21 protein-coding genes and 1 tRNA gene are annotated in these 23,583 nt (G+C 52.5%); 13 read left to right on the forward strand and 9 right to left on the reverse strand.

Annotation, left to right across the window (positions count from 1 at the left end; genetic code table 11):
* Positions 1 to 36: 36 nt before the first annotated feature.
* Together AC2IAX_RS03270 and AC2IAX_RS03275 are read right to left on the reverse strand one after the other, a co-directional pair.
* A complete protein-coding gene (locus AC2IAX_RS03270; protein WP_494389310.1) occupies positions 37 to 1,347 on the reverse strand; it encodes a hemolysin family protein in 1,311 nt (436 codons plus the stop codon).
* 205 nt (positions 1,348 to 1,552) lie between these two features.
* Complete coding sequence (locus AC2IAX_RS03275) at positions 1,553 to 2,224, reverse strand: hypothetical protein (RefSeq protein WP_494389311.1); 672 nt, start codon at positions 2,222 to 2,224, stop codon at positions 1,553 to 1,555.
* A gap of 211 nt (positions 2,225 to 2,435) precedes the next feature.
* On the opposite strand from AC2IAX_RS03275, the gene AC2IAX_RS03280 reads away from it, so the two are divergent.
* Together AC2IAX_RS03280 and AC2IAX_RS03285 are read left to right on the forward strand one after the other, a co-directional pair.
* Positions 2,436 to 2,508: transfer RNA gene (locus AC2IAX_RS03280), tRNA-Ile, on the forward strand.
* Positions 2,509 to 2,715: 207 nt separating this feature from the next.
* A complete protein-coding gene (locus tag AC2IAX_RS03285; protein ID WP_494389312.1) occupies positions 2,716 to 4,530 on the forward strand; it encodes a M3 family oligoendopeptidase in 1,815 nt (604 codons plus the stop codon).
* 354 nt (positions 4,531 to 4,884) lie between these two features.
* Here AC2IAX_RS03285 and AC2IAX_RS03290 read toward each other — a convergent pair whose 3' ends face one another.
* Positions 4,885 to 6,159, reverse strand: coding sequence for an AmpG family muropeptide MFS transporter (locus AC2IAX_RS03290; RefSeq protein ID WP_494389313.1), 1,275 nt, complete (start codon positions 6,157 to 6,159; stop codon positions 4,885 to 4,887).
* Positions 6,160 to 6,481: 322 nt separating this feature from the next.
* On the opposite strand from AC2IAX_RS03290, the gene AC2IAX_RS03295 reads away from it, so the two are divergent.
* Entirely contained in the window at positions 6,482 to 6,895 is a 414-nt protein-coding gene (locus AC2IAX_RS03295; protein ID WP_494389314.1) for a DUF1003 domain-containing protein, read from the forward strand.
* A 111-nt stretch (positions 6,896 to 7,006) separates the two neighbouring features.
* Here AC2IAX_RS03295 and AC2IAX_RS03300 read toward each other — a convergent pair whose 3' ends face one another.
* The 3 genes from AC2IAX_RS03300 to acs form a co-directional block, all read right to left on the reverse strand.
* A complete protein-coding gene (locus AC2IAX_RS03300) occupies positions 7,007 to 7,495 on the reverse strand; it encodes a type II toxin-antitoxin system VapC family toxin (protein WP_494389315.1) in 489 nt (162 codons plus the stop codon).
* A 53-nt stretch (positions 7,496 to 7,548) separates the two neighbouring features.
* Positions 7,549 to 8,121, reverse strand: a complete 573-nt coding sequence (locus AC2IAX_RS03305) for a hypothetical protein (RefSeq protein WP_494389316.1) — start codon at positions 8,119 to 8,121, stop codon at positions 7,549 to 7,551.
* 76 nt (positions 8,122 to 8,197) lie between these two features.
* The gene (gene acs, locus AC2IAX_RS03310; protein WP_494389317.1) at positions 8,198 to 10,168 is read right to left on the reverse strand and encodes an acetate--CoA ligase; all 1,971 of its coding nucleotides are present in this window, start codon (positions 10,166 to 10,168) and stop codon (positions 8,198 to 8,200) included.
* A gap of 211 nt (positions 10,169 to 10,379) precedes the next feature.
* On the opposite strand from acs, the gene AC2IAX_RS03315 reads away from it, so the two are divergent.
* From AC2IAX_RS03315 to AC2IAX_RS03335, 5 genes are all read left to right on the forward strand, one after another.
* The gene (locus AC2IAX_RS03315) at positions 10,380 to 10,745 is read left to right on the forward strand and encodes an SH3 domain-containing protein (protein WP_494389318.1); all 366 of its coding nucleotides are present in this window, start codon (positions 10,380 to 10,382) and stop codon (positions 10,743 to 10,745) included.
* 236 nt (positions 10,746 to 10,981) lie between these two features.
* A complete protein-coding gene (locus tag AC2IAX_RS03320; protein WP_494389319.1) occupies positions 10,982 to 12,139 on the forward strand; it encodes an AAA family ATPase in 1,158 nt (385 codons plus the stop codon).
* The gene (locus AC2IAX_RS03325) at positions 12,136 to 12,882 is read left to right on the forward strand and encodes a hypothetical protein (RefSeq protein WP_494389320.1); all 747 of its coding nucleotides are present in this window, start codon (positions 12,136 to 12,138) and stop codon (positions 12,880 to 12,882) included. Before AC2IAX_RS03320 ends, AC2IAX_RS03325 begins: the two co-directional genes overlap by 4 nt.
* Positions 12,883 to 12,912: 30 nt before the next feature.
* Positions 12,913 to 13,341, forward strand: a complete 429-nt coding sequence (locus AC2IAX_RS03330) for a DUF29 family protein (protein WP_494389321.1) — start codon at positions 12,913 to 12,915, stop codon at positions 13,339 to 13,341.
* Between the two features lie 62 nt (positions 13,342 to 13,403).
* Complete coding sequence (locus AC2IAX_RS03335; RefSeq protein ID WP_494389322.1) at positions 13,404 to 14,210, forward strand: hypothetical protein; 807 nt, start codon at positions 13,404 to 13,406, stop codon at positions 14,208 to 14,210.
* Positions 14,211 to 14,305: 95 nt separating this feature from the next.
* On the opposite strand, the gene AC2IAX_RS03340 is transcribed toward AC2IAX_RS03335, so the two are convergent.
* Complete coding sequence (locus AC2IAX_RS03340; RefSeq protein ID WP_494389323.1) at positions 14,306 to 15,421, reverse strand: hypothetical protein; 1,116 nt, start codon at positions 15,419 to 15,421, stop codon at positions 14,306 to 14,308.
* 479 nt (positions 15,422 to 15,900) lie between these two features.
* A complete protein-coding gene (locus tag AC2IAX_RS03345; RefSeq protein WP_494389324.1) occupies positions 15,901 to 17,406 on the reverse strand; it encodes a leucyl aminopeptidase in 1,506 nt (501 codons plus the stop codon).
* Positions 17,407 to 17,593: 187 nt separating this feature from the next.
* Between AC2IAX_RS03345 and AC2IAX_RS03350 the strand changes: the two genes are divergently transcribed.
* The 5 genes from AC2IAX_RS03350 (at position 17,594) to AC2IAX_RS03370 (ending at position 21,744) form a co-directional block, all read left to right on the forward strand.
* The gene (locus AC2IAX_RS03350; protein ID WP_494389325.1) at positions 17,594 to 17,773 is read left to right on the forward strand and encodes a hypothetical protein; all 180 of its coding nucleotides are present in this window, start codon (positions 17,594 to 17,596) and stop codon (positions 17,771 to 17,773) included.
* A 57-nt stretch (positions 17,774 to 17,830) separates the two neighbouring features.
* Entirely contained in the window at positions 17,831 to 18,550 is a 720-nt protein-coding gene (locus AC2IAX_RS03355; protein ID WP_494389326.1) for a class I SAM-dependent methyltransferase, read from the forward strand.
* 36 nt (positions 18,551 to 18,586) lie between these two features.
* The gene (locus AC2IAX_RS03360; protein WP_494389327.1) at positions 18,587 to 18,988 is read left to right on the forward strand and encodes a nucleotidyltransferase family protein; all 402 of its coding nucleotides are present in this window, start codon (positions 18,587 to 18,589) and stop codon (positions 18,986 to 18,988) included.
* 221 nt (positions 18,989 to 19,209) lie between these two features.
* Entirely contained in the window at positions 19,210 to 20,607 is a 1,398-nt protein-coding gene (locus tag AC2IAX_RS03365) for an NAD-dependent malic enzyme (RefSeq protein ID WP_494389328.1), read from the forward strand.
* 174 nt (positions 20,608 to 20,781) lie between these two features.
* The gene (locus AC2IAX_RS03370) at positions 20,782 to 21,744 is read left to right on the forward strand and encodes an alpha-E domain-containing protein (protein WP_494389329.1); all 963 of its coding nucleotides are present in this window, start codon (positions 20,782 to 20,784) and stop codon (positions 21,742 to 21,744) included.
* A gap of 296 nt (positions 21,745 to 22,040) precedes the next feature.
* On the opposite strand, the gene gnd is transcribed toward AC2IAX_RS03370, so the two are convergent.
* A complete protein-coding gene (gnd, locus tag AC2IAX_RS03375) occupies positions 22,041 to 23,462 on the reverse strand; it encodes an NADP-dependent phosphogluconate dehydrogenase (protein ID WP_494389330.1) in 1,422 nt (473 codons plus the stop codon).
* Positions 23,463 to 23,583: the final 121 nt, after the last annotated feature.

Consider the following 23,583-nt stretch of genomic DNA (forward strand, 5'->3'; position numbering starts at 1 on the left):
AAGCTTAAAGATTCTCGATTGAGAGATCTGAAGAATCTAGTGCAGGCGGCGAATGCGGATCCGATCGATTCGGGCCCCATTGGCCGCTTCAATTTCAAATTCCAAACCGTTGTAACGAAAGCTTTCGCCCACTTGGGGAATTCGTTGCAGATGACAGAGTACAAACCCGGCCAAGGTTTGGTAATCGTCGGCTTCGGGCAGGGTTAGCCCCAGACGGCCATTCACTTCATCGATCGTGATTTGGGCGGGCACGCAGGCGGTTTGCTCATCGATCGCCTCGATCGAGCTGTCGTCGGCGGCCAGGGGCCCCACAATTTCCTCCGCCACATCGGTGAGCGTGACCAAACCCGCCGTGTTGCCAAATTCATCGACCACGATCGCCATGGGTTGTCCCGATCGCCGGAGCGATCGCAACAAATCCGCTGTGTTGGCAAATTCCGGCACAAAACAAGCGGGCTGAATCCAAGCACTCAGGGGCGTGTCCAGGCTCAATTCCCCGACGGCCAGAGGCGTGGCCAGATCCTTAAATCGCACCATGCCCACAATGTCATCGATCGAGTCGCCCATCACCGGGTAGCGCAGGTGGCCCGTTTGGCCCACGGCCGCCAGCAAATCCGTCACGGAATCGGACTGTTCCAACACCACCATCTGAGTGCGGGGAATCATCACATCCCGGGCCGTCACGGCTCGAAAGGCCAAAACATTTTGCAGCAGGCGGCGCTCATCGGCTTCCAAGTCCGGGGACTCCGTGGAATTGCCCACAATTTGTTGCAACTCCGACAGGGCGATCGGGCTGGCCCAATGGCGATCGCTGGGCCGCAACCCCAAGGCCCGCAACACCCACCGCGTGGAACGTTCCAAAAACCAAACGATCGGCTGCAAAAATCGCCCGATTGTGACGCTGGGCGGCCCCAATACCAAGGCCACCTGTTCTGCATGGCGCAGGGCGATCGACTTGGGGCCCAATTCCCCAAACACAATTTGCAGGTAGGCCACCAATAGAAACGCCGTCCCCACGGCCGCCGCCTGCACCAAAGGGCGATCGGCCGCAGCGGGCCAGTAGTAAATTGCGCCGCTGATTAAGGGTGCGGCCAAAACCGACTGACCCAACCAACCCAGGGTGAGGGCCGCCAGGGTAATCCCCAACTGGGTTGTGGACAGCAGCCGATCAACATGTTGTTGCAAATACTGGACGCTGCGGGCCGCCGGATCCCCATCTGCGACGAGTTGATCAATGCGCGATCGTCGCACAGCCACCATGGAAAATTCTGCCGCCACAAAGAACGCATTCAGCGTGATGGGCAACAGCAGCACCCACAAGCTCAACGTCCAGCCTTGACTATCCACCGCTACTAATTCCGTTTGATTGAGTTTGATCGAGTTTGCTTGATCCTGGTTAAGCTTGCTGGATTTTGCTTGGTTCTATTCAAAAACGACCGGCTCGGCCATCTTGCTGACGGGGCTTTCTCAAAGCCGTTAACCTGCTCTCGGAATCAATATGCTCTTGGAATCCATGGCTGATGGGGGTATGGCCAAGGGCGATCAATCACCCCTAACGCACCGGAATTCCCTGAATTTGAAGCTGTAATTGCTGATCGGGATAATCGGTCAGGGACAGTTGCAACGACTTCACCCCATCCAGCAACACCGTCGGCACAATCGCCTTGCCCCGAACGGTGGCTCCGTCGGCCGGTAGCTCACTGGGCAAATCTTCCACGATCGCGCTCAGGGGATCACCCCGATCGTCCGCCATTTCCAAAAAGCTATAGAGAAACTGCACCGCCCGATCGCCCTGATTGCGCAGCGTCAACTCCAGCACCAACGAATCGCCCACCCGGCTGGCTCCCACCACCGTCAGGGTCACACCTTCCGCCTTGGCCGAAATGGGCAGCTTGGCCACCGCCGTTTGTGACAAAGGCTTGGCCTGAGGTTGGGTTTGGGTCAGGGCCGGATCCACCGGCTTTGGCGATGCATTGCCCACGGGAGCCGTTTGGGTGATGGCCTTGGTTTTGGCCAGCAACTGTTGCTCATTCAGCAGTTTCAGGGGAGCCGGTTCCGGTCGCTTGCCGCCGCGCCCTGAGGAGTCCGCCGTGGGGCGAAAGTCCGGCTGCACAATGCCCTTCAGCGCCTCCCGGCCGAGGTTATAGCCCCAGGAGGTGCTGGCAATGCCCGTGCCCGCCATCAACAACAACAACAGAATGGTCAAACCAGCGCTGGGATTCACGGCAGTTGATGAAGATTACTTGAGAGAGGTTGAGGGATCCAGAGCAGATGGCGGCTGGCTGATCACTCAAGCCATTCAAACTCTATCCAAGAATATTGCCCAAACTAGCGGCCAATGGCAAAATTAATGACGAGTGTAAACTCACACGACTCTCCAAAAGCGATAGACCACCCTCAAAACCTATCGCTGAGCATTGGGTCTCCGACATTTTCCAGGGTTGGCCGAGCGGTTTAGGCAGCGAACTCATAATTCGCCTCAGACAGGTTCAACTCCTGTACCCTGGATTGTTTTACGATCGGGCCAAATTGATTGAACCCAGTCGAATCGAGTTGATCAACTCGATTTGATCAAACCGACTTGATCAAGCCAAATCGATCGAGCTGGCTCACTCGAGCCGGCCTGATTGAACCCGCTTGATTGAACCGGCTTGAATTGAATTTGAACGCCTGAAATTACTGCGTGAACCCAAGGTTGAGGCGAAGGTTGGAGCTATGGTAGCAAGTGCGATCGGGACGGCCCAAGCCACCGACAAAAACGACCCATTGACCTGGAATTTAGCCGATCTATACGCGGGATTTGATGATCCCCGCTATGAGGCTGATTTGCACTGGGTGAGCGATCGAGCCGAGAATTTTCGGATCACCTACCGCGATCGCACGGCCTCGCTGACCGCCCAGGAGCTAGCCCAGGCCTTGGAAGAGCTAGAAGGCATCTACCAGGTGGTGGGCTATCTTTGGAGCTTTCCCTCGCTCACCTTTGCGGCCAACACCCGAGACACCACCGCCCAAGCGGAGGTCGATCGAATCCAAACGGCCCTGACCACCGTGAATAACGAGCTGGTCTTTTTTGACTTGGAACTTCAGGCCATGTGCGCCGATCACTTGGCGGAATTGCGACAGGCCCCAGAACTGCGGCTTTATGCCCATTACCTGGAATCCGTGGGGCGATTTGCACCGTTTCGGTTGCCGGAAGCAGTGGAACAAACGCGCAATCGGGACAGCCTGACCGGGCGGCAAGCCTTTATCCAGTTGCGATCGATCCATTTGGGCGAACAAACCTACACCCCCGTCACCATGGCCGATGGCAAAACCGCCACCACGGAAGCCGAACTTTCGGCTCTGTTGTTTCAGGGCGATCGCACCCTGCGCGAACGGGCCTATCACTCGGTGCGAGCCGTCAGCCAACAGCACAACACCCTCTATGCCTACATCCTGAGCACGATTACCCAGGATCACGCGATCGAAAACCAAATGCGCGGCTATCGATCGACTCTGGAAAAACAGTTAATTAGCGACGAAGTGCCCGAAGGGGTGTTTTGGGCCGTGATGAATGGCACGCGCGATCGCACCGAAATTTGGCAAACCTATTACCGAATCAAAGCAAAAGCCACCGGAGCCGCCATTCGCACCTGTGATGTTTATGCTCCCTGGAGCACCGAGCCGATCGCCCCGCTGCCATTCCAAGACGGCATTCAAACCCTGCTGGCGGCCCTGGAACAATTCGACGCAACCTATGCAAGACGGGCCGAAGAATTTTTCCTGAACCGTTGGGTTGATGCGTCCGTGCGGCCGGGCAAACGGGGCGGCGCATTTTGCAACTACACCCACGGCAAACATAGCTATTTGTTTTTGTCCTACACCGACGATTACAGCTCTCTATTCACCTTGGCCCATGAGATGGGTCATGGCTTGCACTTTGCCTGGATTAACGATCATCAACGCTATTTCAACAGCAATCCGCCTTTGGTGTTGGCGGAAGTGGCTTCCACTTTTAATGAACTGCTGTTGTTGGATTATTTGCTCGATCGCCACGCCGATCCGAATATGCAGCGCAGTTTAATTACGCGCCAACTAGAAGATCAACTCAGTTTGCTCTTCCGACAAACCACCATTAGCCAATTGGAACTGGCCCTGCACGATCGGGCTGCAAAGGGACGGTTTGATGCTGAATTTGTAAATGAAGTTTGGGATAGTCTCTATCGAGATTTATGTGGCGATGCGGTGGAAATTTTGCCGGAGCACCAATACGACTGGGCCCGAATTGGTCATATTTTCTTCAAGCCCTTTTACTGCTACCAATACGCCGCTTCGGACATCGTAAGCCTGGCTTGCTATCAACAATATCGCCAGCGGGGCCAAGATTTTGTACCCGGCTATTTACAACTGCTGGCTAGTGGCGGCAGCGAAAACCAAATGGCTGCCCTTAAGCATTATGTGGGTGTGGATTTGGAAGATCCGGCGACCATTTCCCAAGCGCTAGATTATGTGGCGAATTTGGTCGATCGCCTGGCTAGCACCGTGTCCTAGCGGAAGGCTGCCCAATGATTTAGAGGATGCCTGAAAAGCAAATTGGGGGACTTACAAAGTACCAGCGATCGTGGGGGCAAGGGGCTTAAGCCCCTTGTCTTTATTGGTTGATGAGAACCAAAAGCTAGCAGTTTCAGCCTTTCAAAGATCCTCTGGCTAGCACCGTGCCCTAGCGGAAGGCTGCCCAATGATTTAGAGGATGTCTGAAAAGCAAATTGGGGGACTTACAAAGTACTAGCGATCGTGGGGGCAAGGGGCTTAAGCCCCTTGTCTCTATTGGTTGATGAGAACCAAAAGCTAGCAGTTTCAGCCTTTCAAAGATCCTCTCAGGCTGAAGTTAGCTGGGGTTGCAGTCTATTGATTAAGATCCGATGGCAAGTTCGATTGATGCCAAGGGGCAAACCAGGGCAACAATGCCAACCCCGGTAGCGCCGCCCCGATCGTGAGTAAAAAGAAGCCGGGCCAACCCAATTGCTGGGCTAAAGCACCGGAAGGAGCCGAAAACAAATCGCGACTAACCGCCATCAAACTAGACAGCAAAGCATATTGGGTGGCGGAAAAACGAGCATTACAAAGACTCATCAAAAATGCCGTAAATCCTGCTGTTGCTAATCCGCCGCAGAAATTTTCCACATTAATCGCTAACACCATGGCAGTGGCATTTTTCCCCACCCAAGCCAAAATTAAATAGGCAACATTGCTGAGGGCTTGTAATCCTCCAAAGACCCAGAGCGATCGGCCAATGCCAATTTGGCTGAGAATTGCACCGCCCGTTAAGGAACCAACAATGGTGGCAATCAGACCCATTACCCCTTGAATGGCTCCCACTTCCGTTTGGCTAAAGCCCGTTTGCAGCAAAAAGGGCAGGGCCATGTTGTTAACCATCGAATCGCCCAAGCGATAGAGCACAATAAAGGCCAAAATGGCCAAGCCCCGCCGCCAATGGTAGCGATCGAGGAAATCCTTAAAAGGCAACCAAACGGCCTCCGACAGGCTGGCGGGTGGTTGTTGGGCGGTAGTCGGTTCTGGAGCCAGCCAACTCAACAGAATGCAACCGGCCATCAAAACCGCCATCATGCTGTAGGTGACCGGCCAGGTGAAGCGATCGGCCAACACCAGCGCTGCTCCGCCCGCAATGAGCAGGGCCCCGCGATAGCCCAACACAAAGATCGCTGCTCCGGCTCCCATTTCCCGAGGAGTCAACACATCCGTGCGATAAGCATCGGCGGCAATGTCCTGGGTGGCGCTGAACAGGGCCACCAACACCGCCGCGATCGCCACACCCTGTAGCCCCTGCTGGGGATTTTGCACCCCCAACGCCAACAGGGCCAAGGCGATCGCCCCTTGACTGAGGGCTAACCAACCCCGCCGTCGCCCAAAAAACGGTGGTACAAATCGATCGAGCAAGGGGGCCCACAGAAACTTCAAGGAGTAGGGCAATCCCACCAAACTAAAAGCCCCGATCGCGCTCAGGTTCACCTGCTCCATCGTCATCCAAGCCTGAAGGGTACGGCTGGTTAACAGCAAGGGCAACCCCGAGCTAAACCCCAAGAGCAGCAGGGCAGCCATCTTGGGCTGTTGAAACAACCGAGCGATCGAGGCTAGGGGTGACGGAAGAGGAACTTTCACAGGTGTTGGGCAACCGGCATAGAGAAACATTGGGTTGAGTTTACTGCTGTTAACCAACCGAGAGCGATCAGGGGGGAGTGGAGCAACAGTGGTGTGAATACCAGAAACTCCTGCCTTTCGCTGCGATTATTTTTAGCCACAACCCCTTAAGCCTCAATATCCTAGTGCTAACTTTCTCCCACGAGATCGCGTTATGCCCGTCAATTCTCCTGGCTATCCTCGTCGCCCCAGCCGCGCCAATATCACCCCCGAGCAATATCGGCTGATTCAGCGCCTACGGGAACGAAATCCCGCCGAGAACCCACCCAAAGAAAAAGCGGATTTGGGTTCGCATCTTGCTGACCTGGTGGCTTCAACGGTTGGCTCCTGGAAATTTGTCATCATCCAGTCCATTTGTTTAGGTTTCTGGATTTTTTGCAATGTCAGCAACAAGACGATCCATTGGGATTCCTATCCATTCATTTTGCTGAATTTGATGTTGTCATTCCAAGCAGCATACACAGCACCAATCATCATGATGAGCCAAAATCGGCAAAATGAAATTGATCGCCAAGAGGCTAAGCACGATCATGAAGTAAATCTGAAATCGGAACTGGAAATTGAGCTGCTACATGACAAAATCAATCTTCTACGCGAGGCAGAGTTGAGCGAAATTCTGCATCTGCTGCGTGAGCAACAAAAACAGATTGATGAACTCCAACAGCAACTAAAAGCAGCTTCAAGAAAACCTGATTAAGCTTGAAAATCAAGCTCAATCTTTGGAATTTCAAGCAAGTTCAGGCGATCGCAGCCCATCTCAGCTAAATAATTCAGGACTTTTCTGAGTGCTCAGGTATGGGGTTATTGTTCATGATTTCATTTCTGGGAATAGGATTTCTTGGAACGATCGAGCATCAATGCCATAGCGCGTTAGGTGCTTGCGATTTTCCGTGACCAACACCACATTTGCCCAGGGTGAAAAGAGCGATCTCACCTGAGCTGCCAAAATGGGATCGCCGCCCAAATCATGATCCTGTTCTGTCTTTTGTCCCCGGCGACGTGCATCAGCCCAGAGAGTCGCCGCAAGATTCAGATCAGTCATCGTGATGGGTAGGTATCGAACCGATTGCAAAAATCGGTTTAATCGCTCAACACCTCTGTAATTCGGATCTTTAAGGCGCTGTAATTCTAAAGATCGCCGCATTTCATAATCAACAATTCCTGGAAGAAAAATTTCAGTATCAGACATCAGTACTACTCGAAACCAGCTTTTTAACTCAGTAAATTTTGTGGGATTAGGGTTCAGTAGCTGACCTAAAATATTGGTATCAATAGTAAGTTTGTTGATGATTTCCATTTTTGTTAAAATTACGTGAAAAAGTTCAATAGATAAATAATCACCAAAAACCTCTATAAGTTAGCCATTACCTCGTTCCAGGTGCGATCTAATTCGTAATCAGGATTGACATTCCACTCATCGAGTAGGTTTACAAGATTCCTATTTCGCTCTCTGATTTTCTGAAGGTGGTCTAGATCAGGTGATTCAGTCTCAAACGCTTCATAGGTATTCAATTTGAGTTCAGTGCTGAATCTGTCAGAATCGGGGGTTTTGAATACAGGCTGTCCTTGAAATTCAGAATCAGAGACCATATCAGAGCGGTTCTGTAAGTAGAGTTCAAAGCCATGAATTGCGAGACTTTGCAATATTGCCGTGGCTTGAGAATGGTGTTCTTTCTGCAATAGGTCAATCAGGAATTTAACAAGGGTTTCAATAGAAATAAATTTTTCAGGTGAGCCTGTTTGAGTATTAATTGTGATAAAAAATTCTGGTTCCTGTGGGAAGTGATGATTCTCAAGTTTTAAAAATTGCAAAATCGTATGCAAAGGAAATGCATATTCAGTTTGTGAAAACTGATAGGTTGGCAGTACGATTTCTCCAACTGTAATTGCGCCCACCGAAAGCATAGTTTTGTTACTGGACATAGGACTGATCTGATTGGGATTGAACTGGTATTTTGGGCAGGGTAGAAGACTCTCCACCCTGCCCATAGTCTAGCAATTACGATCCTTCGCGGAGTTTGTCGAGGACGGAGCGATCTTCCAGGGTTGAAGTGTCCCCAGAAACCTCTTGGCCCGAGGCGAGCGATCGCAACAGACGGCGCATGATTTTGCCCGATCGCGTCTTCGGTAGCGCATCGGTAAAGCGAATTTCACCGGGCCGGGCGATCGCCCCGATTTCCTTCACCACGTGCTGTTTCAGCTCCTTGATCAGCTCCTCGCTGGCCGCCGCCGTTCCTTCCAGGGTGACAAACGCCACAATGTCTTCGCCCTTCAGATCGTCCGGTTTGCCCACCACGGCTGCTTCTGCCACCGCCGGGTGCGATACCAGCGCCGACTCCACCTCCATCGTCCCCAGGCGGTGACCGGACACGTTCACCACGTCATCGACGCGGCCCATGATCCAGTAATAACCATCGGCATCCCGGCGCGCGCCATCGCCCGCAAAGTAAAAATGCTGACCATTCTTGGGCGCGATGTGCTCCCAATAGGTGCTGCGGAACCGTTGGTCATCGCCAAACACCGTTCGCATCATGCTCGGCCAGGGATGCTTCACGACCAGATAGCCGCCCTCGCCGTCGCCTACCGGGTTGCCATCGAGGTCTACCACATCCGCCAGAATGCCGGGGAAGGGTTTGGAGGCGGAACCGGGCTTGGTCGGGATCGCCCCCGGTAGTGGCGTGATCATGAACCCGCCGGTTTCCGTTTGCCACCAGGTATCAACGATCGGGCAGCGCTCGCCACCAATCACCCGGTAGTACCACATCCAAGCTTCCGGGTTAATCGGTTCGCCGACGGTTCCCAACAGGCGCAGGGATGTGAGGTTGCGGGCCTTGGGCAGGTGCTCGCCCATTTTGATGAAGGCGCGGATCGCGGTGGGGGCGGTGTAGAAAATTGTTACGCCATATTTTTCAATCACATCCCAGAAGCAGCCGGGGTTGGACGATCGGGGCGCGCCTTCATACATCAGGGTGGTGGCTCCGTTGGACAGGGGGCCGTAGACGATGTAGCTGTGGCCCGTAATCCAGCCCACATCGGCGGTACACCAATAGACATCGGTCTCTTTGATGTCGAACGTCCATTTGAACGTCATGTGGGTGTAGAGGTTGTAGCCCGCCGTGGTGTGGACGACTCCCTTGGGTTTGCCGGTGCTGCCGGAGGTGTAGAGCACAAAGAGCAGGTCTTCGCTGTCCATTGGCTCGGCGGGGCAGTCGGCGCTGGCGTTCTGTTGCAGGTCGTGCCACCAATGGTCGCGGCCCGGCTCCATATGGACTTCTTGGCCCGTGCGCTTCACGACCAGCACGTTTTCGACGCTGGGGGCGGCGTTGTTGTCCAGGGCGCGATCGACCTGGACTTTCAGGGGCACGGCGGTGTCTTTGCGGAAGCCACCATCGGCGGTGATCACCAGTTTGGCTTTGGCATCGTTGAGGCGATCGCGCAGGGCTTCGGCGCTGAACCCACCAAACACGACGCTGTGGGCCGCGCCAATTCGGGCACAGGCCAACATGGCGATCGCGGCTTCTGGGATCATCGGCATGTAGATGCCAATGATGTCGCCTTTTTGCGCGCCGAGGGATTTCAGGACGTTGGCAAATTGGCACACTTCCCGATGCAGTTGGGCATAGGTGAGGGTGCGCGAGTCGCCGGGTTCCCCTTCCCAAATCAGAGCGGCTTTGTTTTTACGCCAGGTGGTTAAGTGCCGATCGAGACAGTTATGGGAAATGTTGATTTTCCCGCCGCTAAACCATTTGGCAACGGGGGGCTGCCAGTCGAGGGTGGTGTCCCAGTTTTGGAACCAGTCGAGTTCTTTTTCAGCCAGTTCGGCCCAAAAGGCGGTGGGGTCAGCGGCGGCGCGATCGTACAGGGCTTGATAGTCATCGAGGCTTTTAATTTCGGCATTGGCCGCCAAATCCGCAGGCGGCGCAAAGGTGCGATTTTCTTGAAGGATCGATTCGATCGTCGGTTGTGACATGACAGTTCAACTGATCAGCGTTTGCTCTCAGTCGAATGTAGTACGAGCCGGGGCGACGGGCGATCGTCCTTCCTGATTCGTTAATGCGTTGTAAAGGTTTGAGATAAATTCACTTTTTGATGGATATGATTAACTTCTGGTGTATCAGAGGACAGTTCATATATGTAATTGATATACTGAGTAAGCTCTTAAGGTATCTCAAGGTCATCGTATGGTTCGTCGGCTACTCTCTCTGGGTTTGATTACTTCTGCTACCGCACTGTTCATGGGCTATGCTCCTCAATCTCGGGCCATTGAACCGCTCAATAACACGGTCTTATCAGCAGGAAACACCTATTTGGCTGAAGCAAATGATGTGGTGTATTGCTTGGTTGTCAATATTCAGCGCGGTCAACTGGCTGTTCGCTCTGCCCCTGGTGGTCGATCAATCGCTGGTCTGAACAACGATAATGCCGTGCGATTTATCAGACAGCAAGATAAGTGGTACTACGTGGAAGTTGTTAATGGCCCTAATTCTCGTGTGAATGGTATTCGAGGATGGATTAATTCAGATTATCTAGAGTGTGGATGGGATTAGCGTAAATTCAGGTAGTGCCTGCAAGGTAGTTGTTTTTACAGAAATTCACTGGCCGTGCGAGACGTTCATTGATCAATGATTACTGACCCTAGGCACTACCGAAGCTTACTAGTAAATAATAAAAAATAATAATTCTCTATTGCTATAAGAAAGGCGCAGTATATAATAAAAAACTCAACTCATCTTCTGATATCGTCGTTTCATTATCAGTCCTGGCATCAAATCATGATTTGTCTATGAATATCAACAAACTAAAGTTTGGTCTGAAGAGCCGTAATCTAGACTGGGCTATTGAAACTATTGATTTTCGCAAACTCAACCTCCTAGTTGGAGAGTCTGGAGTTGGAAAAACAACGATTCTGCGTTCTATCGGATTGATCTGTGATGTTGCAAAGGGACAAGCAGCAATACTAGGTGGAGTTAGCTGGGATATTGCTTTTTCCCATGCCAATAAGAATTATCGTTGGCGTTTGAAAGGTGATTTCTTGGATTCAAAAAATCTAGAGAGTGATTTTAAAAAAAATGATAAATGGGAAATTATTCAAGAATCATTAATCGAAGTCATTGGCGAAAATTGTGAAGAAAAAATTATTTTTGAACGAGATTCTGAAAAACTAATCTTTGGAAGTTATGGACATCTCCCACGATTAAAAAAAGATCAGAGCGCTATAAGCCTTTTCTCAGAAGACGACCTGATCAAGCCAGTAGTTGAAGCTTTTGATGCTATATCTTACAAAAGATTTTCTGAAGAAAGCCTTATCCTATCTGTTCAGACTGAGCCTTCTGCATTCAAGATTAATAACCTGGGTGATTTTAATGATTTTAAGCAATCAGTTATTAAAGTTCCTATTGTTTTCAAAGTTCTGCTAATGCAATATAACTTTAAAGACCAATTTGAGAACTTAAAGAATTTGTTTTGGGATATTTTCCCAAATGTTGATGATCTTCGTGTCGAGGCTATTCGACCAGAGAATTCAAAAGAATATCAAGTGTTCTTTTCAATTAAAGAAAAGGGATCAGATCAATGGATTTCACAATCATGGATTTCTTCAGGTATGCTGCGAAGTCTTTATCTTTTATCCGAACTTTTTCTAATACCTAAAGAATGTGTCGTTTTGATTGATGAATTTGAAAACAGTCTAGGTATCAACTGTATATCTGATGTTACTAACCTCATTCTGGATGATGAAAATGATACACAGTTCATCTTGACTAGCCACCATCCATACATTATCAATAATCTTCCCTGGGAGACATGGCAATTAGTTAGTCGAAAAGGGAATACTATTTATGTCAATCACTCTACTGATATTCCAGATTTAAATACAGGTTCTAATCTGGATAAATTCACGCAATTAATTAACTATTGGGAATTTCAATCAGCACAGCAATGAATCTCTTGTTTTTAGTAGAAGGAGCAAAGACAGAACCAAAAATATATCGATCATGGCTCAAATTTCTGTTTCCGGGCATCCAAGAGGTCTTACGCCCGGAAGACATGATCAATAACAACTTTCAAATCATCGCGGGCTGTGGATACCCTAATATGGTCAGCAGGCCAAGAAACAGTAAAATACCTTCTTTGTTAGAAGCCTGTATGCTTGATTTGTCTGGTTATTCTGCTATTGATTACCTTATTATTTGCATTGATTCTGAGAATGAGACTTATCAAAATCGATTTGATGAAATAACGCAAAAAATAAATCAAATTATTCTTGATCATCCAAAAATTTCATTGGTTCATCATAAAATTTATGTCATCATTCAACATTGCTGCATTGAAACATGGGCATTGGGTAATAATGAACTAACCGGAGGAACTTCTGGCTTGTCAGCAGAAGAAACGGCAGACTATGAAAAATTTCGAGAATATTACGATATCGCTCTGAAAGATCCCGAAACTATGGAATGCTGCCCACCTCATCAATCATTTAGAGGACGGCAGAGATTCCACCAAAAATATCTGCAATACTATTTCAGAATGCATGGATTAAAGTATTCAAAAAATGATCCATCTGAAGTTCAAAAGAGTGAGTATTTTCTAGCTCTCTGTAGGCGATGCCAATCAACGGGTCATCTACAAAGCTTCCAAAAGCTGGTTCAGCTACTTGAAAAAATCAAGAATGATCATGGTTGATTCGCAAGCTCGATCGGGAGCTTCAGTGTTATGGAAGAAATCTTGACATTGCATGAGCTATTGCTGGCTGGTGATGTAGCTGGTGCATTGGTAATTGTTGAGGAACTCGAAGAGATGGGGCACAGCGCGATTGTCGATCAGATCTATAGCTATGCAATTATTCTTCTGATTCATCTCATCAAACAAAAAGCAGAACAGCGATCGACTCGTTCTTGGGAAGTTGCTATTCGGAATGCCGTCCGCCACATCCAGCGAAAAAACAAACGCAGAAAATCTGGTGGCTATTATTTATCGGTTGATGAGTTACAAGAAATCCTAGATGAAGCCTATATCAGTGCGTTTGATTATGCCGTTTTGAAAGTCTTTGAAGGGCGACATGAGGCCGAAGAATTGGCCGCAATGGTCGATCGCCCCGAAATTTTGCAACAGGCCTTGGAGCTGATTGCTCCCGAGCAATAACTTTTTTAGAAATCAGCGTTTACAACTGAAACACACCCACTATAGCCACAGCCCGAAACATCATGAATATTGCGCAATATCACGAAGTTTGTCATCAGATGCGATCGGGAGATGTGATTGCCTTTGCTGGGGCCGATATCCTGTCGGGAACGGTGCGCCTTTCAACCCAATCCACGGTTTCCCATGTGGGTGCTGTATTTCAGCCAGAATTCATGATCAATGGGCCCAGCAGGATCAACGTTGATGGCAAGCCAGATAGCGAGGTTGATTCAGATGCCAAGGGTGACCAAAATCCTAGTGCAAGCGCAACGGAGGATCAGGAACATATCAGTTTGGAGCTAGCTTCCTCCCTGCTCGAAATTGATATGCTGACCACGGATCAACCGGAAATTTATATCATTGAATCCCATCCCCTTTGCTTTGACCAAGACACGGGAATTGCCAAAAGTGGCGTACAAATCAATAAATTAAGCGCCCTGATGGATGGCTACGATGGCCAAATTTGGTGGCTACCTTTGGGAGAGCAACATCGCTCCCGATTGGATCTGCAAAAGTTCACGAATTTCATGCGCCAAAGCGAAAAGCGTGCCTACGATTTTGTGCAAGCTGCTTTGGCAGGCTTAGACTTCTTGGACGAAGCGGGATTAACCTGCGCTCAGGAAGATCACTCTAGTTTTTTCTGCTCTGAATTAATTGCAGCAGCCTTCCAAGCGGCTGGGTTAATTCAGGGGGTTAACCCATCGGAAACAACCCCGATCGACCTTTGTCGCTTCCCGATTTATGCGGAGGATTATTACTTGCTATGGGGCGATCCGATCGAGATTCCTGGCTATAACGCTGCTGGCTTTCCGAGTACCTTGGCAGATTAGACCCGCCATCAATTTTTCGCCAAACCCCTCATAGACAAGGGGCTGAAGTCCCTTGCTGCCAGGATTTCGCGTTGTGACCAGGACTTGAAAGCGTCCTAAAACTGCTGACCCACAAACACAGAGCGTGTTTCGCCATCTCGTCGGAGAGTCGCCGCTTGGTTGGCCACCTCCACCAAAGTCCAACCACTGGCCCCGATCGCCTCGCCCATGCTGACCCGCCTGGTCACGCCGTTCACGGAAACCAAGGCCGAGGAGCGATCGCCCAATTCCAAAACCCCCACCAGAACGTAGGTCATGCTGGGAGCAACCGCAACGGGCCCCGGTGACGCGGCTGGGCTGGCGGTCGGTTGAGGGGAAGCGGCCGGCGCGGGGCTGGGGCGGGTGGCGGCTCCGTTGGGTTGGGGTAAGTTGGTGGCCAAGTTGGGATTCCGTTCCAGCAAGCGGGTTAAGCGCTCGATCGCATCCACCAAGTTGCTGGACAGGGGAAACCCAACCGGGGCCGCAGGCGTGACGGCAGCGCTGGAGGCCGGCGGCGCGGGGCTGGGGTTTGGAGGATTGAGGGTGACAACGTTGGGCAATTGCGAGGGCACTGGCGCGATCGCAGGGGGCTGGGGCAACTGGGCAGCGGGGCCGCCGCCATTGGTGCGCCGCTCGATCGCATCCAAAGAACGGGAGATATAGGCAGCAAATTCCGTATCGTCGGGGGTGCTGCTGCCGTCGTTGGCCACGGAAGCAACGGGAGCCGCCGGGGATCCGTCGGCCGTCACCGCTGCCGGTTCGTTGCGATTGGCGAACCACAGGCCCACGGTGGCCAATAGGGACAGGGCCGCCGCGCCGATGGTTAGGCGATCGAACAGGCGCACCGATTGCCGGGCCCGCTCCGCGTCGGCCACCGCTTCGATCAGCTCTGGATCCGGTTCTTGAATTTTGGGCGGCGGCGGGGGCGGCAACACCTCCGCTGGCAACACCAAGGGCGGCACGGCGATCGATTGCAGGGCGATCGGGGGCGAGGGTTCCGGGGGTGGGGTCAACAGTTCCACGCCCTCTTCGAGCGATCGCTCCAAATCCCCAAACAAGTCATCCATGAGCTGGTCGGCATACCAGTCAGCGGCCGAGGTCGATCGGGGGGCGATCGTCGGGTTGGATTCGCGAGGCTCAATAGACAAATTCATACCACCACACCAAATATGGGCAAGGGACGCGGCCGCCATCCCCAAGCACCGCCTTGCCCAGACACAACGTTGGGTTGCTTGCAGGGGGCAAATTTCGCAACGGCCAGACTTTCAACTCGGCCGAACCACCGAAAGATTGACCCTGGACAAGGCTACGGAGTTGGGGCCGATTCTATTGAATCGTCGCCAGTTCGTCAAACGCTAGGAGATCTGATGGATTCACCGTTGGTCGGCGCTGCGGGCCTCATACGTCCTCGCAGCGCCTTGACCAGGAGCGGTCGTTGCTGATCCAGACAGATCCATCCCTTAGACCTCTTGCATCAATCAAAACCCTCACCCTAAATCCCTCTCCCAAGTCAGGAGAGGGACTTGACAACCAATAACGAAATCGCCGTAATTCCCAATTTCTGGCTCCCCTTCGCCCTCCTTGGGAGAAGGGGTTGGGGGATGAGGGCTGTTAGCTAATTCGCGCCAGAGGTCTCTTGAACCAGCGATTCAGCCGATCATTGAGCTAGTCATTAAGCCAAAATCCACTCCACCAAGGTACGAACCCCATAACCGGTAGCCCCGGCGGGATTTAGGGCTGAATCCTTGTCACTCCAAACGGGCCCCGCCACATCTAAATGCGCCCAAGGCGTGTCCTTCACAAACTGCTTCAGGAACAGGGCGGCGGTGATTGAGCCACCCGCGCGGCCGCCGATGTTTTTCATGTCAGCCACCACGGATTTCATCTTGTCGAAGTAGGGTTCTTCGAGGGGCATTTGCCACAGCTTTTCACCGGACTTGGCGGCGGCGGCTTTCAAACCGTTGGCCAGGGCTTCATCGGTGGCCCACAGACCCGCAATCTCATCCCCCAAGGCCACCACGCAAGCGCCCGTGAGGGTGGCCAAGTCCACGATCGCCTCCACGCCCAGCTTGTCCGCATAGACGAGCGCATCGGCCAGGGTCAGGCGGCCTTCTGCGTCGGTGTTGCCCACCTCGATCGTTTTGCCATTGGAGGCGGTGAGGATGTCGCCCGGGTGCATGGCTCGCCCGCTGATCATGTTTTCGGTGACGGCGGAAATGAAATGCACTTCCACATCCGGTTGCAATAGGGCGATCGCCTGGGCCGCACCAAAGGTTGCGCCCGCGCCGCCCATGTCGGTTTTCATCATCTCAATGCTGCTGCCTGCGCCGGCCTTGATGTTTAAGCCGCCACTGTCGAAGGTCAGCCCCTTGCCAACGATCGCCAACTTTTTGCGGGGCGTGCCTGGGGGCTTGTAAACCAAGTGGATAAACTTCGGCGGCAGGTCAGACGCTTGGGCAACCCCCAAAAAGCTGCCCATACCTAGTTTTTCGCAATCTTCCTGTTCCAAAATGGTCAGTTCCCAGCCGGGGTTGGCGGCGATCGCCTGGGCCGTTTCGGCCATGGTGATGGGGGTGACCACATTGGCCGGAGCGGCCACTAACTCGCGGGCCAAAATGGTTCCGGCAGCGATTTTTTCACCCCGATCGATCCCTTGGGCGATCACCGCTGCATCCGTGGTTCCATTCCGGAATGGCAACAGCTCGATCGTCTCCGGCTTGGGGGTTTTGCTGTTTTCTTCGCTGTCGGACTTGAAGCGGCGATCGCGATAGAGCGACAAATGCACCCCCTCGGTGATCGCTTGGGCAGCGGCGGCCGCCTCTTGGTTGGCCAGCGGGAACGCAATGGCCAGGCGATCGCACTTTTGGGCCCGGGCAGCTTTGGCGGCGGCGGCGGCCCCTTGGCGCAGGCGATCGAGCGGCAGATTCTCGGCACTGCCCAACCCAATCAAGATCAATTTACGAACGGGTGTGCTGCTGCCCACGCGCAGGGTTGCAGTGTTGCCGGGCTTGCCCTTAAATTCGGCCTCATCGATCGCCTCGCGCAGGGCCCCACCCAGTCGATCGTTCAAGGCCGCCAAGTCACCCGCCAGGGTTTCCAGTTCCGACTCAAACAGCCCGATCGCCAAACCAGCGCCCGTCCATTCGATCGGGCTGCTGACACTTGCTCGAAATTCCATGATTGCCTTGTGATGGTTGCGTTTTGCCGCTTTCTACTCTAACGGTTTGGCTACACTGATAGACAGGGTGAACCCGGAAGCCCCGGGAGTCACTCCCTTCCCATCGCCGTTGGCTGGCATCATTAGCACCCAAGTGCATCCAAAAGCATTCAGTCGCATTTAACCGTTGTATCTAGAGGCTCGATCGATGACTCAGCTTGTAACCCTCGTGATTTTTGGGGCTTACATCTTCTTTGGGGTGAAATTTTGGAACGGCTTTCAGCGAACCAACTTCACCCAAAATCGAATTTTTCTAACCCTACTTTGGCCAGTTTTGCTAATTAATGGCTCCTATCGCAAAAACTTCCAAAAGGCTCTCAAAGGTTAATCATTATTTCCCTGTTTCTAGAGCAACATTCAACCCCAATTTTTGAGGGCGCATTCATTGGTTAACTGGAGCATTGCCGAACTTCAATCTCGTGATTGGAATACCCCTGAACTACAGGCCCAAATTCAAGCCGTTGCCGCTCGATATAACCAAGAATATCGCGGTGAGGCCTTTGAAGTCCCCGACGAAGTGGCCGCCTTGCCGCTCTATCCTGAATTTGCAACTGGATCCCTCACCAGCCGGATCACATCCCCCTTTTGGGAATTGGCAAAGCCCCAAAAAGGTTGGCGCTGTTTAGATTTGGGTTGTGGGGGCAGTTTTTTGTTTTATCCCTGGCGCGATTGGCAAGCCTTTTTCTATGGACAAGATGTGGCTCGCGTCGCCTGCGATTTGTTAACAGCGCGGGGGCCGCAACTGAACTCCAAACTGTTTAAGGGCGTGCATTGTCAGCCGGCCCATGAACTGAACTATGAGCCAGGGTTCTTTGATTTGGTGATTGCCACGGGGGTGAGCTGTTATTACCCGATCGACTATTGGGCCGCCGTGGTCGATCGGGTCAAGCCCCTCCTGAAGCCCGGTGGGTTATTCGTCTTCGATGCCATTTTGCCCGAATTACCCTTAGCGGAAAATTGGGCAATTTTGGAAACCTATTTGGGGGCGGAGGTTTTCTTGGAAGAGCCGATCGCCTGGAAAAAACTTATTCAGGCAGCCGGTGGCAAAGTGACCGCCACGCGCGAAGGCGATGTATTTGCCCTCTATCGCGTCAAATTCAGTTGAAATGCAATCAAAACTTCAGTTCAATTGCGATCTGCCATGACTCACTCCATGACCAACTGCCTTGATGGTGTTGAGTGCGATCAAGCGAAGCCTCTGTGTCGCTCAATTACGCTTCAGCCAGGTCTCACCGTGGATTGTCAAAAACTGATGTTGTTGTGTGATGATTGGCAGATCACTGAAGTTGCATTATTCGGATCAATTCTTGGCGATCGATTTCGGGACGATAGCGATGTGGATTTATTAATTAGCTTTTCCCCGATCGCTAAGGTTACACTGCTGGATCTATACACAATTGAATGTGAATTTAGCAGGATTTTTCAGAACCGCCCCGTGGACTTGGTGACTCGACGCGCCATTGAGCAAAGCCATAATCCCATTCGGCGTAACAATATTTTAGAAACTGCCCAAGTCATTTACCGAATTAATCATCAAGATTGATCATCTTCTTGTCGATTAATGATACTCGAAAGCTAATGAGACCTACTAAGGTAAGGGCTTTGACTGTTCAGGCATTCCCTCAGACCTGAGCAAAAATCTTCAGCAATTCCTGACCGATCGCCCAAGGCCAACGGCTCATGGGTGGTAGATTATAGAGCTTTAGTTATGCCTGTCTTGTCAGCTTCTAACTCATTAACCTGCTATTCGGGAAGGATCGGTTCGTGGTTAAACTAACGCCAAATCCCAGTTTCAGTGTTTCGTTGCGTCTTCAGTTGCCCAACCAGGTGGGAATGCTTTCCCGGGTCATTCAGGCGATCGCAGACGCTGGGGGCAACTTGGGTGATATCACCCTCGTGGAGCAAAATCGCCAACAGACCATCCGGGATTTGTCAGTGGATGCGGCCAGCACCGAGGGCGCGGAGGCCATTGTGGCAGCCGTGAAGGCAATTCCGGAGGTATTGGTGTTGGCAGCAGCCGATCGCACCTTTGCCTTGCACCAGGGCGGCAAAATCACCGTCAATAGCAAGATTTCGCTCGATCGCCAGGCGGATTTGGCCATGGCTTACACGCCGGGGGTGGGTCGCGTTTGTCGGGCCATTGCTGACCAGCCCGATCGGGTCTATGAGCTGACGGTGAAGCAAAACATGGTGGCGATCGTCACCGATGGCAGCGCCGTGCTGGGGTTGGGCAATTTGGGGCCCGAAGGGGCGTTGCCGGTGATGGAAGGCAAGGCCATGCTGTTCAAGGAATTTGGCGGGGTGGATGCCTTTCCCATTTGCTTGGCCACCCAAGATGCCGATGAAATTGTGGCAACCGTGAAGCGGATTGCGCCGGTTTTTGGGGGGGTGAACCTGGAGGATATCGCCGCGCCGCGCTGTTTTGAAGTGGAAAAGCGGCTGAAGGAGGAACTGGATATCCCCGTGTTCCACGACGATCAACACGGCACGGCGATCGTCTCCTTGGCGGCCCTGACCAATGCCCTGAAATATGTGGGTAAAGCCCTATCGGCGGTCAAAATCGTGATCAATGGGGCAGGGGCGGCGGGGATCGCGATCGCCCAACTGCTGCGCACGGCCGGAGCCACCGACATTGCCATTTGCGACTCGAAGGGGCTGCTGACGCTCGATCGCACCGATTTGAACCCCCAAAAGCAGGACTTTGCAGTCGATCGCCCCGGGCCGCTCACCCTGGCCGATGCGATGGTCGGTGCTGATATTTTCCTGGGAGTCAGTGCGCCCGGGGTGGTGTCCGTGCCCATGGTGGAATCCATGGCCAAAGACCCGATCGTCTTTGCCATGGCCAACCCGGTTCCGGAAATTCAACCGGAACTGATCATCGGCAAAGCGGCCATCATCGCCACCGGCCGCAGTGACTATCCCAACCAAATCAACAATGTGTTGGCGTTTCCGGGCCTGTTTCGGGGGGCCCTCGACAGCCGGGCCAACAAACTCACCCAACGCATGTTCTTGGATGCGGCCTTGGCGATCGCCTCATTGGTGGACGATGAGCAGTTGGGCCCCGAAACGATCGTCCCTTCAGTTTTTGATCCGCGCGTGGCTCCAGCGGTGGCCGCTGCGGTGCAAGCGGCCGCTCGCCTAGATGGTGTTGCTCGTTTGTAGGGCGAGATCGCCAAGGTGGATGGTTGAGGAATGTGTTGATTGGGGAATGGCGGCCACAGCTCACACTGAAGCAATCCTGGAACCGACTGGGATGTTTAAGGTATGCTCTAGGCAACTTTCCCCGATCAAGGCTTCTTGCGGAATCACCCCTTGAAATTCATCCTTTAAATCACCATGCTCAGTCGCGTTGCGGACTCGATTTATTGGCTCAATCGCTATGTGGAACGGGCGGAAAATGTGGCCCGATTTATTGATGTCAATCTCAAGCTGAGTTTAGATTCCCCTGCGGGTGTGACTCAACAATGGAAACCTCTGTTGATGACCACGGGAGACTTGGCACTTTTTCAGGCCAATTATGGGGAAGCTTCCGCTGAAAATGTGATTCAGTTTCTAACATTTGATGCGAATTATCCCAATTCGATTTTGTCTTGTTTAAAATCAGCGCGGGAAAACGCTCGATCGATCCGAGAAATTCTGTCTACGGAAGTCTGGGAACAAATTAATGCGTTTTATTTAATGGTTCAGGAAGCGGCCGCCAGCTACAGCGCGGGAGCCGTTGACCTAGATAAGTTTTTTAATGAGGTGAAGTTGGCGAGTCATTTGCTCTACGGCGTGACCGATGCCACCATGACCCACGGCGAAGGCTGGCACTTTGGACAGGTGGGCCGATTTCTGGAGCGGGCGGATAAAACATCGCGAATTTTGGATGTGAAATATTACATTCTGCTGCCTTCGGTGCAGGATGTGGGCACAACGCTCGATCGCCTCCAATGGATTGCATTGTTGAAGTCCGCCAGCGCCTATGAAATGTATCAAAAGTGGCGCAATCACCGCATTTCGCCCACGGGAGTTGTGGAGTTTTTATTGCTCGATCGACAGTTTCCCCGCGCGGTGCAATTTTGCCTGTTGCAGTCCCAAAAATCCTTGCATGAAATTACCGGAACACCGACGGGCACTTGGAGCAATCCTGTGGAGCGGCCCTTGGGACGGTTGTTAGCAGAACTCAGCTATTTTTCAGTGGATGAAGTGATCGATCGGGGTCTCCATGAGTTCATTGACAATTTGCAGCAAGAACTCAATGTGATTGGCGAGCGCATGAATGAAACATTTTTTGCGCTGCGGCCCGTGGGTCTTTAGATGTATTTTTTGGAATGCGGAGGCTGGTCTCATCGGCCTCAACTTTGGCTTTCGGGTTGTCGTATTACCCTAGTGGCGCTTAATTCTCGGGGCGTGGGAGAACAAGCCAACCATTCCGTCATCATGGGGCCGTACTCCCATGAACCCTACGTTTGGAGTTGAGCGGCGATCCGGTTATGCCGGAATTTCGGTTAGATTTACGAGCCATTTGGACTCCCGAATCCACAGGAATCTCACCAAATGCGCCCTAATCTTCCCTTGCCGCCGCTCAACAGCCTTGGGCGATCGCGGCCTAACTAACCGTTCGCCAATGCGGCCCATTCCGTGTGGAACGTGCCCGGTTTGTCGATCCGCTCGTAGGTATGTGCGCCGAAGAAGTCGCGCTGGGCTTGGGTGAGGTTTTGGGGCAGTCGATCGCGCCGGTAGCTATCGAAATAGTCCAGGGAGGCGCTGAAGGCCGGAACCGCGATCCCCGTTTGGGCCGCCGTCGCCACCACCGATCGCCAAGCGGCCTGGCGATCGAGAATGGTTTGCTTAAACTCCGGAGCCAGCAGCAAATTCGGCAACTGCGGGTTATCCGTAAAAGCTCGCTCAATCTTGCTCAGGAAGCCCGCGCGAATGATGCAGCCGCCTTTCCAAATTCTGGCCATTTCCGCCAAATTTAAGCCATAGCCAAATTCAGCGGAAGCCTTTGCCAACAGGGCCATCCCTTGGGCATAGGAACAGATTTTGGAGCAGTAGAGCGCATCCCGCACTTGGTCAATGAACGTGGCTTGATCCACCGGGGCGATCGGGCCGGGGCCGCTCAGCTCTTGGGCCGCCGCCGTCCGCTCGGCCTTAATGGACGACATAATCCGGGCATTCACCGCCGCGATGATAGTTGGGATCGAAACCCCCAACTCCAGAGCGCTCATCACCGTCCATCGGCCGGTTCCTTTTTGCCCCGCCGCGTCTTGAATCAGCTCCACCAACGGCTCTTGAGTGTCGGGATCACTGACCTTAAAGATTTCAGCGGTAATTTCAATCAAAAAGGAGTTGAGTTCGTCCGTTTGGTTCCAAGCCGCGAAGGTGGCTTGCAACTGCGCTTGGTTCAGGCCGCCCACGGTTTTCAGCAAGTCGTAGGCTTCGGCAATGAGCTGCATATCGCCATACTCAATGCCGTTGTGAACCATCTTGACGTAGTGTCCAGATCCGCCGGGGCCGATGTAGGTAACGCAGGGGCCGTTATCCACTTGGGCGGCGATCTTCGTGACGATCGGCTCAATTTTTTCATAGGCCGATCGAGTACCACCGGGCATCAAGCTGGGGCCATTCAGCGCCCCCTCCTCGCCGCCGCTCACGCCCATGCCAATGTAGGTCAGGCCCAAGGCTTCCAGATCTTGGGTGCGGCGTTCTGTGTCCTCATACAGTGAGTTGCCACCGTCAATCAAAATATCGCCCGGGGCCAGCAGGGGCTTGAGCTGTTCAATCACCGCATCCACGGGGCCGCCCGCCTTGACCATGATCAAGATTTTGCGCGGCGGTTCAAGGGCAGCCACAAATTCTTCCAAGCTGTAGGTGGGTTGCACCTGCTTGCCCTGGGCCCGGGTGGCCATGAATGTGTCGGTTTTATCGCGGCTGCGGTTATACACCGCGATCGGGAATCCATTCCGTTCAATGTTCAGGGCAAGATTTTCGCCCATCACAGCAAGACCGATGAGTCCGAAACTTTGAGCCATAGGAAAAATCTGGGTCGGCTAACAATCGGCTGAGTTGCGGCTGGCGGGCCAATCATGCAGGCCCCAACCAACATCACGGGAGTCGCAGTTCAAAGTTTTTAGCTCAAGCACTGTTGCGGGC

This window comes from Limnothrix sp. HT2024 (assembly GCF_059138625.1).

Bases quoted from the DNA above. Each gene is read 5' to 3' on its own strand.
- AC2IAX_RS03370 (WP_494389329.1), top strand. From the start codon at position 20,782: ATGCTCAGTCGCGTTGCGGACTCGATTTATTGGCTCAATCGCTATGTG.
- AC2IAX_RS03345 (WP_494389324.1), bottom strand. From the start codon at position 17,406: ATGGAATTTCGAGCAAGTGTCAGCAGCCCGATCGAATGGACGGGCGCT.
- acs (WP_494389317.1), bottom strand. From the start codon at position 10,168: ATGTCACAACCGACGATCGAATCGATCCTTCAAGAAAATCGCACCTTT.
- AC2IAX_RS03340 (WP_494389323.1), bottom strand. From the start codon at position 15,421: ATGGCGGCCGCGTCCCTTGCCCATATTTGGTGTGGTGGTATGAATTTG.
- AC2IAX_RS03320 (WP_494389319.1), top strand. From the start codon at position 10,982: ATGAATATCAACAAACTAAAGTTTGGTCTGAAGAGCCGTAATCTAGAC.
- AC2IAX_RS03350 (WP_494389325.1), top strand. From the start codon at position 17,594: ATGACTCAGCTTGTAACCCTCGTGATTTTTGGGGCTTACATCTTCTTT.
- AC2IAX_RS03360 (WP_494389327.1), top strand. From the start codon at position 18,587: ATGACTCACTCCATGACCAACTGCCTTGATGGTGTTGAGTGCGATCAA.
- gnd (WP_494389330.1), bottom strand. From the start codon at position 23,462: ATGGCTCAAAGTTTCGGACTCATCGGTCTTGCTGTGATGGGCGAAAAT.
- AC2IAX_RS03305 (WP_494389316.1), bottom strand. From the start codon at position 8,121: ATGTCCAGTAACAAAACTATGCTTTCGGTGGGCGCAATTACAGTTGGA.
- AC2IAX_RS03285 (WP_494389312.1), top strand. From the start codon at position 2,716: ATGGTAGCAAGTGCGATCGGGACGGCCCAAGCCACCGACAAAAACGAC.
- AC2IAX_RS03330 (WP_494389321.1), top strand. From the start codon at position 12,913: ATGGAAGAAATCTTGACATTGCATGAGCTATTGCTGGCTGGTGATGTA.
- AC2IAX_RS03315 (WP_494389318.1), top strand. From the start codon at position 10,380: ATGGTTCGTCGGCTACTCTCTCTGGGTTTGATTACTTCTGCTACCGCA.
- AC2IAX_RS03335 (WP_494389322.1), top strand. From the start codon at position 13,404: ATGAATATTGCGCAATATCACGAAGTTTGTCATCAGATGCGATCGGGA.
- AC2IAX_RS03300 (WP_494389315.1), bottom strand. From the start codon at position 7,495: ATGGAAATCATCAACAAACTTACTATTGATACCAATATTTTAGGTCAG.
- AC2IAX_RS03325 (WP_494389320.1), top strand. From the start codon at position 12,136: ATGAATCTCTTGTTTTTAGTAGAAGGAGCAAAGACAGAACCAAAAATA.